Below are 17,048 nucleotides of genomic sequence, written 5' to 3'. Positions count from 1 at the left end.
ATGCGCAGCTATTTACCAGTGGCTGAGGCGTGATTGGAGGGGAAAAGGATGACTTATAGGTCCATTGATTTGCAAGTATCCATTCCACGAACCCCGGAAAAAGGGAACCTTCAGAGTCAAATGAACCAAAAGCCGATACTTGACCAGGCCCAGCTTGAAGGCGACACGGTCAAGCAGACGGAACAGCAGCGGTCCAGAAACACCGAAATCGAGCAGAGCGCGAAGCCCGGCATCCATAACCAGCAGCAGCCGGGATATTCCTCCAAGCGGAAGAGGCCGGGGGAAGAGAAAGAAGAATCCGCCTTGGATGAAGCGGCAAATTCACACGCTGCTCCAGATCATCCTTATAAGGGCAAGCATATTGATATCTCGCTATGATGTTGGCAGAACAGCGGATTGCAGGTGAAGGTTATGGAATCATGGCAAATCATTGTACTTCTAGGGGCGCTCTCTATTGTTGGAGCAGTATTGCTGCCGCGCCGAAGCGGACAAGGCGTTCAAACCCAGACGGTACGAAATATGGAAACAGCACTTGAGCAGTTTATGGAGAACATGGAAGCGGACAACCGCGACCTCGCAAGTCTCGTGACCAAGGCACAGCAGGATGCCAATCAGCAGTCAGTCCGCCGCGACAACCGGATCGAGGAGCTGGAGCTGCGGTGTAAGGAACTGGAGAAATCGCTTGCCGACCAGGCCAAGCTGCTGTTAGCCGCAGCTTCAGCTGCACCGGTTAATCAGACCGTCACGAACGCTGCCGCTCCGATTCAGGAGACAACAACGGAACAGCAACCTGTTCCCGAAGCTTCCGAGCCTGAGGTATCCGTCCCAAGACCGCCGACGATACGCAGCCGGTATCCGGAGCTGTTCGAGCAGCATGACAGCGGGAAATCCGTAGAAGCGATCGCCAGGAAGCTGGCTATGAATAAAGGAGAAGTGCAGCTGATTCTCCAGTTATCCAAACAGGAGGAAAAGGCTCATCATGGATAAAAGGCCCTTTCTATTTGGACTCGGTGTTGGCATTATGATCGGTGCGGTTTTGCTGCAGCTGATGCTCGTCGGCGAAAAGCAGGCCGATGGACTTCAAAATTATGAACAGCAAAACGATGATGAAAAGCTATATTCCCAGTCTGAGCTCGACCAGCTGCTGGACTCGGAACGCGCGAAACACAAAGCTGAGCTTGATAAGCAGGCCTCTGCGGCGCAGGAGGATAAGCAAACAATACCGGATCCGGCGCAGAAGAGCGATACCGGAGAGTCCGTGAAGCCAGAGAATGGGGCAGGCAAGCAGCCGGAAACGAAGCCCGGTTCAGTAAAGCCGAATTCGGACAAGCCAGCAGAAAGCTCCCAGGAGGAGGAGGCAAAGCGCATCATTGTCCGCATCCCTCCCAATACCAATCTGACGGATACGGCTCAGCTGCTGGCCGAGAACAATATTATTGCAGATAAGAAGGCGTTTATAGACCTGATGCGTAATGTTAAAGTGCGTGCGGGCTATTTTCGATTTACAGGCACCCCTTCTGTAAAGCAGGTCAAGAAGATTATTACCGGCGAGCCGATTCCACCGAAGGAAGCAGAGGCGGAGATGGATAAACAAGCCCGCGGCTAAACCCTTGCCCCCGTTTTTTAAATTATTGAAAAGGTTGAAATGTTCAATGTAAACAGTGTTGCACGTGGACATGCAGATATGGTATATTAATTGACGGTGTTAAAAACACACGCAGATTAATTTCGTTAATGGTGCTTCGGCCCGGCCGAAGTTTTAACGGGAAATGATATTTGCGGAGGAAACCAAAAAAACCAATTTACAGGAGGTGTTGAAGTATGGCGGTTATATCCATGAAGCAGCTGCTTGAAGCTGGGGTGCACTTCGGTCATCAGACTCGTCGCTGGAACCCAAAGATGGATCGTTATATCTTCACGGAAAGAAACGGAATTTACATCATTGACTTGCAAAAAACAGTCAAGAAAGTCGAAGAAGCCTACAACTTCGTACGCTCTATAGCGGAAGAAGGCGGCACCATGCTTTTCGTCGGCACAAAAAAACAAGCACAGGATTCGGTTAAAGAAGAAGCAGAGCGTTGCGGCAACTTCTACATCAACCAACGTTGGCTCGGCGGAACGCTGACTAACTTCCAAACCATCCAAAAACGTATCGATCGTCTGCGCACACTTGAGAAGTGGGAAGAAGACGGTACTTTCAACGTATTGCCGAAGAAAGAAGTTATCATTCTCCGCAAAGAGAAAGATCGCCTCGAGAAATTCCTCGGCGGCATCAAGGGCATGAGAAGCCTGCCTAGCGCGCTTTTCATCATTGATCCACGCAAAGAGCGTATCGCAGTTGCTGAAGCACGCAAATTGGGCATTCCAATTGTGGGCATCGTGGACACGAACTGTGATCCGGACGAAATCGATTATGTAATTCCGGGTAACGATGACGCGATCCGCGCAGTGAAATTGCTTACGGCCAAAATGGCAGATGCCATCGTCGAAGCTAACCAAGGCGAACAAACGACAGCTTAGGCTTCGTTTCATAGAGTCAGCAAGAAAGGGTGGTCAGACGGTGAAAAACCTCTCACCGCCCTTTTTTTGAAATATAAGAATGGTTAAGTTTTCATCTATACCAGTCTTATGTTTCCAAGGGAAGAAACTTGGCTAGCCGTAATAGACAGCGTTAGCCGTTTCTTCTTGAGCGAAAGAATGCCAAACAAGCTTGCATATACTTAAGAACAATAGGAGGTTTATCATTATGGCGGTTAATGCTAGTGCGGTCAAAGAACTACGTGAAAAAACAGGGGCAGGAATGCTTGATTGCAAAAAAGCTCTGGAAGAAGCAAACGGCGATATTCCCAAAGCGATCGACATTCTCAGAGAGAAAGGCCTCTCCGCAGCTGCGAACAAAGCAGGCCGTATTGCGACTGAAGGCGTTGTTGAATCATACATCCATGCCGGAGGCCGCATCGGCGTTTTGGTAGAAATCAACTGTGAAACTGACTTTGTCGGCAAAACCGATCAATTCCGCGAGTTTGCCCGCGACATCGCGATGCAAATCGCCGCAGCCAACCCGAAATTTGTCAGCCGCGACGAAGTATCACAGGACGAGCTGGATAAAGAGCGCGAGATTCTGAAAGCTCAAGCCCTTAACGAAGGCAAACCGGCTAACATCGTGGAAAAAATGGTTGATGGCCGCATCGGCAAATACTATGAAGAGTTTTGCTTGCTTGAGCAGCCATTCATTAAAGATCCTGACAAAACGATTGCCAACCTGCTGAATGAGAAAATCAGCACGATCGGCGAAAACATCTCGATCCGTCGTTTTGCTCGTTTCGAGCTGGGCGAAGGCCTGGAAAAGAAAGAAGACAACTTTGTAGCTGAAGTTATGTCGCAAGTAAAAAAATAATTCCAAGCGTGCCACGGGTGGGGCGGGGCGTACGCCCCGCCTGTTGTTTTGAATACAGATTTTACGACATCTGCCGCGAAAGAACGTATTGCTGAATGTACGGGACCATGTTCCGATTTATCTGATGTTAAACAGCTCTTGAACGAAAGTGACGGATGCTGTATCCAAGCAAAGTATATGGCCTTGGAAACAAGGCCAAAGATGGAGGTATACCACGAATGCAAAGTCCCGTATACAAACGTATTGTGCTAAAAGTAAGCGGAGAGTCGCTTTCGGGTAATAATGGATATGGAATTGACGCTGCAGTTATCGCATCGATTGCGGAGCAGGTCAAGGAAGTAGTAGAATTAAAGGTTGAAGTAGCGATTGTCGTGGGCGGCGGTAACATTTGGCGGGGGATTGCAGGAACAGCCAAAGGCATCGACCGGGCGACAGCCGATTATATGGGAATGTTAGCTACGGTCATGAACTCGCTGGCCCTTCAGGATGCCCTGGAGCAGATGGAAGTTCCTACAAGGGTACAAACTTCGATTGCCATGCAGCAAATTGCCGAGCCTTATATACGCCGCAGGGCGATTCGCCACCTCGAGAAAGGACGGGTCGTTATTTTTGCCGCAGGCACTGGCAATCCGTTCTTCTCTACGGACACAACGGCCGCACTTCGGGCTGCCGAGATTGAAGCCGAAGTGATTCTGATGGCCAAAAACAAAGTGGACGGGGTCTATTCCGCAGATCCGTTTAAGGATGAGACAGCAGAGAAGTTCGATACCCTTACTTACCTGGATGTACTTAACCGTAATCTCGGCGTTATGGATTCAACCTCAACTTCTTTATGTATGGACAATAATATTCCTCTTGTCGTATTTGCCATTACCAAGCAGGGAAATATTAAACGAGTCGTACTGGGCGAGAAAATCGGAACCATCGTGAAAGGAAGTGTCGATTAATGCCTCAAGCCATTAAGAAAAATGCTGAAGAACGGATGGACAAAGCGATCAGCGCCCTGAAGCGCGATCTCTCCACGCTCCGCGCGGGACGGGCTACACCTGCTCTGCTGGACCGTGTTCAGGTGGAATATTATGGAACCATGACCCCGGTTACCCAATTGGCTAATATTAATACGCCGGATTCCCGGACCCTTCTCATCCAGCCGTGGGACAAAACCTCTCTGGGAGCGATCGAGAAAGCGATTTTGAAATCGGATTTGGGCTTAACGCCATCCAATGACGGAAGCACAATCCGGATCGGAATTCCAATGCTGACAGAAGAGCGCCGTACGGAGCTCGTCAAAATGACCAAACGTTTCGGGGAAGAAGCCAAGGTGGCCATCCGCAATGTTCGCCGCGATGCGAATGACGATATCAAGAAGATGGAGAAAACCGATATTTCCGAAGATGAATCACGCCGTCATCAGGACGATGTTCAGAAGGTAACTGATAAATTTATCGCGGAAGTCGATAAAGTTCTGGTCACCAAAGAGAAAGAAATTATGGAAGTATAATGCAAGCTCACCGGCCCCTCCGACAGGTGGGGTTTATTGCATAAATCGACGTTTAGCGGTGGGAGGACGAACATGTGTTTCAGCGACTGAGAGCCTTATTCGGTAAAGCGCCGGCGACACCGTTGCAGACGCCCGATACTGACAACATACCGCAGCATATCGCGATCATTATGGACGGCAACGGAAGATGGGCCAAAAGCCGAGGCCTGCCCCGTATGGCCGGCCATCATTCCGGAATGAAGGCGGTGAAGCGGATTACAATGGCCGCAGACCGGCTCGGCGTGAAATATTTAACCCTTTATGCTTTTTCCACGGAGAACTGGAAACGCCCCAAAGCGGAAGTGGAGTTTCTGATGAAGCTTCCCCAGGAATTTCTCGCGATAGAGTTAAACGAACTTATTGAAAAAAATGTACAGGTGCGTATGATGGGCTACAAAGAAGCGCTGCCTTCACATACGCTTGATGCTGTGGAAGAGGCTGTTCGACAAACGGCCAATAATACCGGACTTGTTCTTAATTTCGCTCTGAATTATGGAAGCCGCAAGGAAATGATCGAAGCCGTCCGACAAATTGGGGAAGCGGTGCAAACCGGTGCCCTGAATCCACAGGATATTGATGAATCCCATATGGCGGGCCGTCTTCTTTCCGCCGGTATGCCTGATCCCGATCTGTTGATACGGACCAGCGGGGAGTTGCGGTTAAGCAACTTCATGCTGTGGCAGCTGGCATATAGCGAGATGTGGTTTACGGACGTCTATTGGCCTGAATTTACAGATGAGCATTTTTATAATGCCGTTCGCGAATATCAACGTCGAGCACGTCGGTATGGCGGAGTGTAAACGGCTTTACGGGAGAGTGCCAAACCTTGAAACAACGTATCATAACCGGCGTCATTGGTGGCGCCCTATTTATTGTTCTTACCGTGCTTGGCGGTTGGTTTTTTTATGGTCTTCTGCTTCTGCTCGCTGTAATCGGGTTTGCGGAGTTCACCAGAATGAATGGTCTCGCCTGGTATCATCCGGCTTCACTGATTGGATTTGCAGGCATGCTATTCCTGCTTGTTCCCTGGGAGGAACTGGATCGCGTACCCCCGCCAACGCTACATATACTTTGGCTCCTGATGTTTTTGGTACTGACCGTTACGGTTCTTACGAAAAACAAAATGACGATTGACAATGCGGCGCTGCTCCTTCTGGGTGCGCTCTATGTCGGTTTTGGATTCGATGCCATGTACGAGGTTCGAAGCAGCGATGCTAATGGCCTTTTGACGACATGTCTGGCATTCGGAACGATCTGGGCATCCGATATTGGTGCTTATTTTATTGGTAAGGCGATTGGCAAACATAAGCTGTGGCCGGCGATCAGCCCCAATAAGACGATTGAAGGTTCGCTGGGAGGCGTTGTGCTGTCCTTGCTTGTCGCCGCTGTCTTTGCAGTGATTTACCCCGATGCCATCGGGCTCGGACATGCCCTGCTTATCGGATTTGTCGCCGCTGTAGCGGGTCAATTGGGCGATCTCATTCAATCTGCCTACAAACGGGTGCGCGGCATTAAGGATACCGGATCCATACTTCCTGGCCACGGCGGGGTGCTTGACCGCTGCGACAGCTGGATTGTGGTCTTTCCGCTGCTGGTGCTGACTGACCTGCTGCCGCTAGCTTAGAAGGATGGTGTAGGATGAAGAAACTAACGATTCTGGGCTCTACCGGCTCAATTGGCACACAAACGCTCAACGTTGTCGAGGCTAACCCTGATGCCTATGAAATTGTCGGTCTGTCTGCAGGCGGCAATGTCGAATTATTGATTGAACAAGTGAGGCGGTTTCGACCCCGTGTTGTTTGCTTGGCTTCAAAGCCCCTTGCGGATGAAGCTAAACTTCATGTCCCATTTGGAACAAAGGTGGTCTATGGCGAGGAAGGGCTGATTGAAATCGCCTCTGAAGCCGAAGCGGATACAGTGGTAACGGCAATTATGGGCAGCCGCGGCTTGAATGCGACGCTTGCAGCCATCGATGCAGGGAAGGATATCGGGCTGGCAAACAAAGAAACGCTTGTGACAGCCGGGCATATCGTGATGAAGCGCGCTTCCCGAAAGGGGGTTGCGATACTCCCGATTGACAGTGAGCATTCCGCTATTTTTCAATGCATGAACGGTGAAAAACGCTCAGCGGTCAAACGGATTACCTTGACCGCTTCAGGAGGCTCATTCCGCGATCGGACCAGAGCGCAGCTTGAAGGCGTGACCGTGGATGAGGCCCTGAACCACCCGAACTGGGCGATGGGAGCCAAGATCACGATCGACTCTGCAACGATGGCGAACAAGGGACTTGAAGTAATTGAAGCCCATTGGTTATTCGATTTGGATTATGATCAGATTGATGTTCTGATCCATCCGGAAAGCATTATCCATTCGTATGTTGAATATGTAGACAATAGCGTTATTGCCCAGCTTGGAATGCCGGATATGCGCGTGCCGATCCAATATGCGCTGACGTATCCGGAGCGGCAGCCAACGCAAACCGAAGCCCTTGATTTGAGAAGGATTGGGAAACTGCAATTTCGCGAGATGGATTTTGCAAGGTATCCTTGTCTGAGACTTGCCTATGAATGCGGACGTGCCGGGCTATCGGCACCAACCGTGTTTAACGCAGCCAATGAAACGGCGGTCGCCCGTTTTCTGGCTGGGGCGATTTCATTTTTGGATATTGAACGCGTTATCGAGCAAGTGCTTGAACGGCATACGGTTGCTGCGGTACCGGATGTAGCGGCGATTGGCGAGGTGGATGCTTGGGCCCGAATAGAAGCTGCATCGATCTGACGTTTAGTTCTCTTGTAACGGACGTGAGAATAATGATAATCTTAGTACAGGCCGTTACGGACAGGAGGCTAGAGCAGCGATGCATATGATACAAGTCGTCTTTTTGACGGTAATGGTTTTCTTCGTCATTGTGACCATTCATGAATGGGGTCACTTTTATTTCGCGAAGCGGGCCGGAATTTTAGTGAGAGAATTTGCCATTGGATTTGGACCGAAGCTGTTCTCGATTAAACGCGGTGAGACCCGTTATACCTTGCGGTTGATACCGGCAGGCGGGTTTGTGAGGATGGCAGGCGAGGATCCCGAGCTTGTGGAAGTTCAGCCGGGTCAGACCATTGCGGTCCGGGTGGTTAATGATGTCGTGACCAGAATGTATCTGGATCGGCTTGACGAGCGGGCCAACGTCGTTCGCGGTGAGGTCGAATCCATTGATATTGAGCGAAGCCTTAAGCTGACACTGCTTTCGGATGGCGTATCGGAGACGTTTGCGATTGATCCGAAGGCACTGCTGATAGCCAAAAGCAGAGAAACGCAGATTGCGCCGGTTGACCGCCAATTTGGCAGTAAAACAGTCGGACAGCGGGCGCTGGCGATCTTTGCCGGACCGATGATGAATTTTATTTTGGCTTTTGTGCTATTTGCGCTTTATTTCCAAATGGCCGGCGTGCCGATGGATAACCCGGATCGACTGCTGATCGGTGATGTTCGAGAAGGCATGCCTGCATCCAAGACCGACCTGCAGTCTGGTGACGTCATCGATTCCGTGAATGGACAGCAAGTCGGCATTGATTATGACAAAATGATCAAGCTGATTAGCGAATCGCCCAACAAAACGATTACGCTTGGCGTGATTCGTGACGGTAAGCCCATGGAGTTCAAAATGACACCGGAGCCGGACCCGACTACAGGGGATGGCAAAGTAGGAATAACAGCCGCTTATCCTATGCGGTCTGTGGGTGTCGGGGAAACCATCACCCTTTCCGGGAAAATGATGAAATCCATGACCGTCAGTATTTTTCAAGGCTTCAAGAAATTAATATTCGGTGAGTTTAAGCTGGATGATCTGGGCGGACCTGTTCGTACCGCACAAGTAACCAGCCAGATCGCCGAGCAGGGTATAGCGCAATTGACCTCGTGGGCTGCACTTCTCAGCCTGTACCTGGGGATATTCAATCTGCTGCCGGTACCGGCGCTTGACGGCAGCCGCCTGATCTTCCTTGGGGTTGAGGCTGTCCGCGGGCGTCCGGTTGATCCGAGCCGGGAAAGCATGGTGCATTTTATCGGCTTTGCGATGCTGATGCTGCTCATGCTTGCCGTAACCTATAATGACATTTTGCGATTGGTACGAGGGGAGCACTGAATCCGGTTATGTCGAAAGAGAAGCAGTTTGTTACGGAAATCACACCGCAGGGCGAGGATTTCTCCAGATGGTATATCGATGTCATCAAGAAATCCGAATTGATGGATTACTCGCCGGTACGGGGCTGTATCGTGTTCCGCCCGGATGGTTTTGAGATTTGGGAGCATATGAAAGACGAGCTGGACCGAAGGTTCAAAGAAACAGGACATCGCAACGCTTATTTCCCGATGCTGATTCCGGAAAGCTTCTTCCAGAAAGAGAAGGAGCATGTAGAGGGCTTTAATCCCGAGCTTCCTTGGGTGACGGAGGCCGGTGGGGAGAAGCTTGAGGAGCGGCTGGCGATCAGGCCGACATCCGAGACCATTATCGGACATATGTATTCCAAATGGGTGCAGTCCTACCGCGACTTGCCGCTGCTCATCAATCAATGGGCAAACGTAGTGCGTTGGGAGAAACGGACGCTGCCTTTCCTGCGTACAACGGAGTTTCTCTGGCAGGAAGGCCATACCGCCCATGAGACAGAAGTGGAAGCAAGAGCCGAGACAGCTCAAATGCTGGCGATTTACAAGGATTTTGCCGAGAACTTTCTGGCGATTCCCGTAATCGTAGGGCAAAAAACGCCATCAGAAAAGTTCGCAGGCGCGGTGGATACCTATTCCATCGAAGCGATGATGAAAGACGGACGGGCCGTGCAGGCCGGTACGTCTCATTATCTGGGCACTAATTTTGCCGTTGCCTTTGATATCAAGTTTCTGGATCGCGAGAATACCCAGCAGTTTGCCCATACCACCTCCTGGGGCGTAACGACCCGCCTGATAGGTGCGCTTATTATGGTGCATGGGGATGACCGCGGGCTGGCGCTTCCCCCGAAGGTAGCACCAACCCAAGTCGTGATGATTCCGATCGGTCCTCCGAAGACGAGGGAGCAGGTTATCGGCCGAGTAGACGAGCTGTATGCCGAGTTGAAAAAGGCCGGCGTCCGCGTGAAAGTGGATGACCGCAGCGAAGTAAGCCCCGGCTGGAAATTCAACGAATATGAAATGCGCGGCGTTCCGCTTCGTCTGGAGCTTGGACCCCGTGATATGGAGAACGGACAAGTCGTCCTTGTTTCGCGTCTGACCGGCGAGAAGCGGATGGTTGCTCAAGTTGATCTGACAGTGGAAGTGGAGCGCATGCTTGCTGAGATTCAGAGCGGTATGCTGGAGCGCGCGAAGCAGTTCCGCGCGGATCATTCCCATTCCGTGGAGACGCTGGACGAGATGAAGGCGCTGCTGGAAGAGAAAAGAGGCTTCGCACTGGCTGGCTGGTGCGGCTCGGAAGCCTGTGAGAAGCAGGTGAAGGAAGAAACCGGCGCAACAAGCCGGAATATTCCGTTTGAGCCGGCCGAACACAAAACCACATGTTTGGTATGCGGCGATAAAGCACAGCATACGGTTGTTTTTGCCCGAGCATACTGATTGTTCAAGTTAACGGGGACTTGAACACGGACGAAAATTGAACATGTATGGATAGAGCTTATGCTTCCGAAGTGAGTTTCCAGCTCGCTGTGGGGTAATCCAGAAAGTTGCACTAGAAACTTTTAGGAGGAAACGATGAGCCAAACCGGGGAAAAGCGGCATCGCTTCGAACTGATGATGAAGCAGGCGGAGCTGCCGCAGCAACTGACCGATGAGCATTTTGGGGACGGATATATCGACAAAGTGATCGTAAGCCGGAGCAACCGGGAATGGACGTTTTGCATATGCAAAACGTCTTTGGTTCCTCTAGAGGCTTTTGGCGTTTTTTGCCGGACTGTTCAGTCCAAGTTCGCGCATTTGGCGGAAGTTACTTTTTCATTCACCTACGATGAAGGAGTAACGAATGATGAGCTGATGATTGAATATTGGCCGGCTTTTGTCGAATGGGTCCAGAAGCAGAACGCATCCGTAAACGGATGGCTTGGACGGGCCAAGCTGGAAATCGAAAACGGTATGGCCACTTTGGCTTTGCCGGATGAGATGGGTCTTGAGCTTGCGCGCAAGAAGAAGATCGATGAAATGGCTGTGCAATTTTTTGAGGAGCAGTTTGGCCGTGCATGCAGATTGAAGCTCTCGGTCGGACAGAAGAATCAGGAAGAATACGACCAATTCGCCCAGAAGCGTGACCTGGAAGAGCGTGAAGTGATCCAGCAAATGATGACAAGCGCCGCTGCCGAGGTTCCTGATGTGGCTGAAGGCGATGTACGGCTGGTGGTCGGTTATGATATCCGTGAAGAAGCGGTGCCGATCATGAACGTTTTGGAAGAGGAGAAGAAGGTTACCGTGCAAGGTACCGTCTTCGGTCTCGATGTGAAGGAGCTGCGTAATGGCAGCACCCTGTTTACGTTCAACGTAACGGACTTTACTGATTCCATCGCCATGAAGATGTTTGCCAAAACGAAAGATGATGTGAAAGTGCTCAGCCAGCTCTCCAATGGCAAATGGATCAAGGCGCGCGGGCGTGTGGAGTACGACCGTTTCATGCAGGAGCCTGAGCTTGTTATGATGCCTTCGGATCTCCATGAGGTGGTATCGCCCAAGGAACCCAAGGATGAGGCAGCGGAAAAACGCGTCGAATTCCATCTTCATTCGACGATGAGCACAATGGACGCTGTCACACCCGTTGACGCCTATATCAAGCAGGCGGCCAAATGGGGGCATAAAGCGGTTGCCATCACCGATCACGGCAATGTGCAGTGTTATCCCGAAGCGGCCAAGGCGGCCAAGAAGCATGGGATCAAGGTGCTGTTCGGCCTGGAGGCCAATGTTGTCAATGATGCTGTCCCGATGGTGATGAATTCCCGCGAGGAAGATATGCAAACAGCGGTTTATATCGTATTTGATATCGAGACGACCGGATTGTCCGTAGTGAACAACAAGATTATCGAGCTGGCCGGCGTCAAAATGCAGGACGGCAAGGAAATCGGACGTTTCTCCACTTTTATCAATCCGCATGAACCGATTCCTTATCATATTCAGCAGCTGACAAACATTACGAACGAAATGGTGTCCGACGCTCCGGAGCTGGAACCCAAACTGATCGAATTTATCGATTTTGTCGGCGATGCCGTGCTTGTCGCCCACAATGCCCGGTTTGACATGGGCTTTATACAAGCAGCCTGCAAGCGCAGCGGAAAGCCGGAATTTAATAATCCGGTGCTGGACACGCTGGAGCTGGCCCGCTTTCTTCATCCGACGATGAAGAACCACAGACTGAACACCTTGGCGGACAAATATAAAGCAAGCCTCGAAAGCCATCACCGGGCGATTGACGATTCCATTGCTCTGGGCGGCATTCTCTATGGGCTGATCGGCGATGCGGCCAAACGCAACGTGACCGGACTGCATATGCTGAACGATTATGTGGGGCTTGATTTATCGAATATGAGGCCGTTCCATTGCTGTATCTACGCGCTTAATGCCACCGGCAAGAAAAACTTGTTCAAGCTGATTTCGCTGTCGCATACGGAGCATTTCAAGCGCGTTGCGACTATACCGAAGAGCAAGCTGACGGATCATAGAGAAGGGCTTCTGGTTATTTCCGGCTGCGAGAAGGGCGAGTTCTTCGAAGCGGTACTGAATAAATCGCAGGAGGAAGCGGAGGAAGTGGCGCATTTTTACGATGTGCTGGAGGTTCAGCCAATCGGCTTCTATATGCATCTGGTGGACAAAGGATTCGTTGCCAGCCGGGCCGAGATTGAACAGGCGCTCCGTCGTGTTTGCGAGATCGGCGACAAGCTGGGCAAGCCCGTAATCGCAACGGGAAATGTACATTATCTGCTGCCAAGGCAGAAGCTGTTCCGGGAAATTACCATTCATGGCATTACCGGCTTCAGTCCGCTTAAAGATCTGCGCAAGCCGGATGCCCATTTTCGGACGACGAATGAAATGCTGGAGGAATTCGCTTTTCTCGGAGAAGCGCGCGCCTATGAAGTAGTGGTCAAGAATACTTCGGAGCTGGCCGATCGATTCGAGCCATTCGATATGTTTCCGGCTCAACTCTTTACCCCTATAATTGAAGGGGCAGAAGAGGAAATCCGCAGCACATGTTATGCTACGGCCAAGCGGCTGTATGGGGATGAACTGCCGGAGGTTGTTGTTGCCCGTCTGGAGAAAGAGCTTGTGCCGATCATCAAATACGGGTTCTCTGCCAACTATCTGATTTCCGAGCGCCTGGTTAAAAAATCGAATGCAGACGGCTATCTCGTAGGCTCCAGGGGATCGGTAGGCTCGTCCGTAGTTGCCACCTTCCTGGGAATCTCCGAGGTTAATCCGCTTCCTGCCCATTACAGCTGCCTTGACGAAGCTTGCAAATACAGCGAATGGTTTCTCGATGGCAGCTATCCGAGCGGCTTTGATTTACCGGATAAAAAATGTCCCAATTGCGGCAAGGCGCTCAAAGGCGAAGGCCAGGACATTCCATTCGAAACGTTCCTTGGGTTCAAAGGCGATAAGGTTCCCGATATCGATCTTAACTTTTCCGGGGAATATCAGCCGATCGCCCATAATTTCACCAAAGAGATGTTTGGTCCCAAATGCGTATTCCGGGCAGGCACCATCGGTACAATCGCTGAGAAGACGGCGTATGGCTATACGAAAAAGTATGAGGAAGACCACGGGAAAAAATGGCGTAATGCTGAAATCCTGCGGCTGGCAGGCGGTTGTACCGGCGTGAAGCGAAGCACGGGCCAGCATCCCGGCGGTATCGTGGTTGTTCCGGACTATATGGAAGTCGAGGACGTTACACCTGTCCAGTTTCCGGCGGATGATGTAAATGCCGAATGGAAAACGACTCATTTTGATTACCATGCCTTTGAAAGCAATTTGCTCAAGCTTGATATCCTCGGTCATGATGATCCGACCATGATGAGAATGCTGCAGGATTTAACGGGTGTTGATCCGACGACCATCCCGATGAATGATCCGAAGGTGATGAGCATGTTCAATTCTTCGGAAGCGCTGGGCGTCATGCCGGAGAAAATCCGCACACCTGTCGCAACTTATGGCGTACCGGAGATGGGCACCAAGTTTGTCCGTCAGATGCTCGAGGAAACAAAACCATCGTCGTTTGCCGACCTGCTGCAAATTTCAGGCTTGTCCCACGGTACGGGAGTGTGGCTTGGCAATGCCCAGGAACTGATTAAGAACAGGACGTGTACAATCAAAACGGTTATCGGCTGCCGGGACGATATCATGCTTTTTCTCATCTATAAGGCAGGAATGGATGCCGGACTTGCATTCAAAATAACCGAAAGCGTACGGAAGGGCAAAGGACTTACGCCGGAATGGATCGAGGAAATGAAGAACTGCAAAGTTCCGCAATGGTACATTGATTCCTGCTTGAAGATCGAGTATATGTTCCCGAAGGCGCATGCCGCCGCTTACGTTATTTCCGCAGTCCGGACGGCTTTTTTCAAGCTTTATCATCCAATTGCCTATTATGCGACCTACTTTACGGTTCGTGCCGAAGATTTCGATCTGGAGCTGCTCTGCCAAGGGTATGATGCGATTTTGCGCAAGCTGATTGAAATTGAGCAAAAGGGTTTTACGGCAACGCCGAAAGAGAAAGGCTCCATTTCCCTGTTGGAGATGTCACTGGAAATGACGGCACGCGGCTATTCGTTCAAGCCGATTGATCTCTACCGCTCGGATGCAACCCGCTTTATCATTGACGGGGATTCGCTTATTCCCCCGTTTGCTGCTATAGCCGGGATTGGTGACAATGCAGCTCGCAACATTGCCGCCGCGCGGGATTATGGAGAGTTTCTTTCCATCGAGGATTTTCAACAGAAGTCCAAGGCTTCCAAAACCATCGTTGAAGTGTTGAACGGTATGGGCTGCTTCCGCGGTCTTCCCGAATCCAACCAGCTCTCATTATTTTAAAAATAGTCCCGAACGCAGCGCTTTATCGGCTGTATAAGTAATTCATTTGTTGTCACCACTACATGGTTATGGTATAATTTTTCTGGCAATGCTGATGATACGACTTTTTCGCAGAAGAGTGGGGAAACCCACTCTTTACGTTTTGTCAAAGCACTTTTGTGGTTACAACTAACGGATGGACCGGTTATAACCGGCCAGCAGTTATAATGTTTACTGACAATTGAATTGCATATGTACGCAATTAACAGTTGCAGCAATAGATTAAAAGCAGCTGAATTGCATGTATATGCAAGGAGCAGTTGCAGATATTTGACTGACGACTGAGCTGCACTTAGAAGCAGCTAGCAGTTGCAGTGGGGGGTACAGCATTTTTGAGCACTGCAAAAATCAAAACCGTTATCGAAGAAATGGTACAGCCTTTTTTTGACGAGCATGGATTTGAATTGGTTGACGTGGAGTATGTAAAAGAAGGCAGTAACTGGTTCCTGCGCATTTTTGTCGATAAAGAAGGCAATATCGATATCGATGAATGCGGTCGGATCAGCGAGTTCATAAGCGAGAAGCTCGACGAGAGCGATCCCATCCAAGAGGCTTATTTTCTTGAGGTATCCTCGCCCGGGGCGGAAAGACCGCTCAAGAAGCCCGAAGACGTAACCAAAGCAGTCGGCAAGCATGTTTTTGTTACAACCTATGAGCCGGTGGGCGGAGCCAAAGAATTTGAGGGTACGCTTCTTTCGTTTGACGGCGAAGAAGTTGTCATTGAAATCGGCAAAAAGAAACAAAGCATTCCATATACCAAAGTGGCAAGCGCCCGGCTGGCAATCGTTTTCTAAAAGAGCGGCAGCCGCTTTTTCCAAATGTCGCAAGCATTGCCTTAACCAACAAGGAACGATTTGAAAGGGGGAACTCATTTCCAATGAGCATGGATTTTATAGAAGCGCTGTCGGAAATCGAGCGTGAAAAGGGAATCAGCAAAGATATTTTAATAGAAGCACTGGAAGCCGCATTAATTTCCAGTTACAAACGCAATTTTAATACAGCACAAAATGTAAGGGTCGATATAAACCGTTTCACAGGTGTGATCAAGGTTTATGCGCGGAAGACGGTCGTGGATGAAGTGTTCGATCCCCGTCTTGAAATTTCAGTGGAGGCCTCCCGTGAACTGAACCCGCATTATCAGTTGGACGATATTGCCGAAATTGAAGTAACGCCGCGTGATTTTGGGCGTATTGCCGCTCAAACGGCTAAACAAGTCGTTACCCAGCGTATCCGCGAAGCGGAGCGGGGGCTCATTTATAATGCGTTTATCGATAAAGAGGAAGATATCGTAAACGGGATCGTGCAGCGTCAGGATGTGCGCAATCTGTTTATCGACCTTGGCAAGGTGGAGGCGGTGCTGCCGCTTACCGAATTGATGCCGACAGATAAATTCAAGCACGGCGACCGTGTGAAATCGTTTATAACCAAAGTCGAGAACACCACAAAAGGGCCGCAAATTTTCCTTTCCCGTACGCATCCCGGCCTGCTGAAGCGTTTGTTTGAGCTGGAAGTGCCGGAGATATACGATGGTGTCGTAGAAATTCGCTCGGTAGCCAGGGAAGCGGGCTTCCGTTCGAAGATCGCGGTTCATTCGCGCAATGAAGAGGTAGATCCCGTCGGCTCCTGCGTTGGCCAAAAAGGCATGCGTGTTCAGATGATCGTAACGGAGCTCAAAGGGGAGAAAATCGATATCGTCCGGTGGTCGGACAGCGTGGAAGAGTATGTCGCGAATGCGCTGAGTCCTTCCAAGGTGCTGGAAGTTATCGTATACGAGCAGGAAAAAATGGCGCGCGTGATCGTGCCGGATTATCAGTTATCGCTTGCTATCGGCATCAAAGGGCAGAATGCACGTCTGGCCGCCAAGCTGACAGGCTGGAAAATTGATATCAAAAGCGAAACGCAAGCCGAGCAGGAATATGGCCGTCCGAAATCTGCTATGAGCACGATGCATCAGGATTCCGTCTCCGTCGACTAGCGAAAGCTTGGATAGGCGATTCCATTACGAAGCGCCTTGCGCCACAGGAGGGATGAGAG

Annotated in this window: 15 protein-coding genes; all 15 read left to right on the top strand. The window is 50.5% G+C overall.

Annotated features, from left to right (window positions below):
- Positions 1-48 precede the first annotated feature (48 nt).
- The 15 genes from IEY46_RS13470 to nusA all read left to right on the top strand — a co-directional run bounded on the left by IEY46_RS13470 (position 49) and on the right by nusA (position 16,989).
- Positions 49-378, top strand: coding sequence for a hypothetical protein (locus IEY46_RS13470; protein ID WP_188992511.1), 330 nt, complete (start codon positions 49-51; stop codon positions 376-378).
- Positions 379-411: 33 nt separating this feature from the next.
- Positions 412-987 (top strand): hypothetical protein, encoded by a 576-nt coding sequence (locus IEY46_RS13465; protein ID WP_188992510.1) that lies wholly within the window; start codon positions 412-414, stop codon positions 985-987.
- Entirely contained in the window at positions 980-1,606 is a 627-nt protein-coding gene (locus IEY46_RS13460; RefSeq protein WP_188992509.1) for a hypothetical protein, read from the top strand. Before IEY46_RS13465 ends, IEY46_RS13460 begins: the two co-directional genes overlap by 8 nt.
- A 215-nt stretch (positions 1,607-1,821) precedes the next feature.
- On the top strand, positions 1,822-2,520 hold the full coding sequence (gene rpsB / locus IEY46_RS13455; RefSeq protein WP_188992508.1) for a 30S ribosomal protein S2: 699 nt from the start codon (positions 1,822-1,824) through the stop codon (positions 2,518-2,520).
- A 226-nt stretch (positions 2,521-2,746) separates the two neighbouring features.
- Positions 2,747-3,397: a translation elongation factor Ts gene (gene tsf, locus IEY46_RS13450; protein ID WP_188992507.1), complete on the top strand. Its 651-nt coding sequence runs from the start codon at positions 2,747-2,749 to the stop codon at positions 3,395-3,397.
- Between the two features lie 218 nt (positions 3,398-3,615).
- A complete protein-coding gene (pyrH, locus tag IEY46_RS13445) occupies positions 3,616-4,344 on the top strand; it encodes a UMP kinase (protein WP_188992506.1) in 729 nt (242 codons plus the stop codon).
- Complete coding sequence (gene frr / locus IEY46_RS13440; RefSeq protein ID WP_188992505.1) at positions 4,344-4,898, top strand: ribosome recycling factor; 555 nt, start codon at positions 4,344-4,346, stop codon at positions 4,896-4,898. Before pyrH ends, frr begins: the two co-directional genes overlap by 1 nt.
- An 86-nt stretch (positions 4,899-4,984) precedes the next feature.
- Complete coding sequence (uppS, locus tag IEY46_RS13435; protein WP_229750383.1) at positions 4,985-5,737, top strand: undecaprenyl pyrophosphate synthase; 753 nt, start codon at positions 4,985-4,987, stop codon at positions 5,735-5,737.
- A gap of 26 nt (positions 5,738-5,763) precedes the next feature.
- Positions 5,764-6,561 carry a phosphatidate cytidylyltransferase gene (locus IEY46_RS13430; RefSeq protein WP_188992503.1) on the top strand — a complete coding sequence of 266 codons (798 nt, stop codon included), beginning with the start codon at positions 5,764-5,766 and terminating at the stop codon, positions 6,559-6,561.
- Between the two features lie 14 nt (positions 6,562-6,575).
- Positions 6,576-7,715 carry a 1-deoxy-D-xylulose-5-phosphate reductoisomerase gene (locus IEY46_RS13425; RefSeq protein ID WP_188992502.1) on the top strand — a complete coding sequence of 380 codons (1,140 nt, stop codon included), beginning with the start codon at positions 6,576-6,578 and terminating at the stop codon, positions 7,713-7,715.
- Between the two features lie 79 nt (positions 7,716-7,794).
- A complete protein-coding gene (rseP, locus tag IEY46_RS13420; protein ID WP_188992501.1) occupies positions 7,795-9,075 on the top strand; it encodes an RIP metalloprotease RseP in 1,281 nt (426 codons plus the stop codon).
- Between the two features lie 8 nt (positions 9,076-9,083).
- Complete coding sequence (proS, locus tag IEY46_RS13415; protein WP_188992500.1) at positions 9,084-10,532, top strand: proline--tRNA ligase; 1,449 nt, start codon at positions 9,084-9,086, stop codon at positions 10,530-10,532.
- A gap of 135 nt (positions 10,533-10,667) precedes the next feature.
- Entirely contained in the window at positions 10,668-14,975 is a 4,308-nt protein-coding gene (locus IEY46_RS13410; RefSeq protein ID WP_188992499.1) for a PolC-type DNA polymerase III, read from the top strand.
- 371 nt (positions 14,976-15,346) lie between these two features.
- Entirely contained in the window at positions 15,347-15,808 is a 462-nt protein-coding gene (rimP, locus tag IEY46_RS13405) for a ribosome maturation factor RimP (RefSeq protein ID WP_188992498.1), read from the top strand.
- Between the two features lie 83 nt (positions 15,809-15,891).
- Entirely contained in the window at positions 15,892-16,989 is a 1,098-nt protein-coding gene (nusA, locus tag IEY46_RS13400; RefSeq protein WP_188992497.1) for a transcription termination factor NusA, read from the top strand.
- The last annotated feature ends 59 nt before the right edge of the window (positions 16,990-17,048 follow it).

It is taken from the genome of Paenibacillus nasutitermitis (genome assembly GCF_014641075.1).
GTDB lineage: Bacteria > Bacillota > Bacilli > Paenibacillales > Paenibacillaceae > Paenibacillus_Z > Paenibacillus_Z nasutitermitis.
The sequence above is the reverse complement of the archived record's forward strand: the minus strand, read 5'-3'. Positions and strand labels throughout refer to the sequence as shown.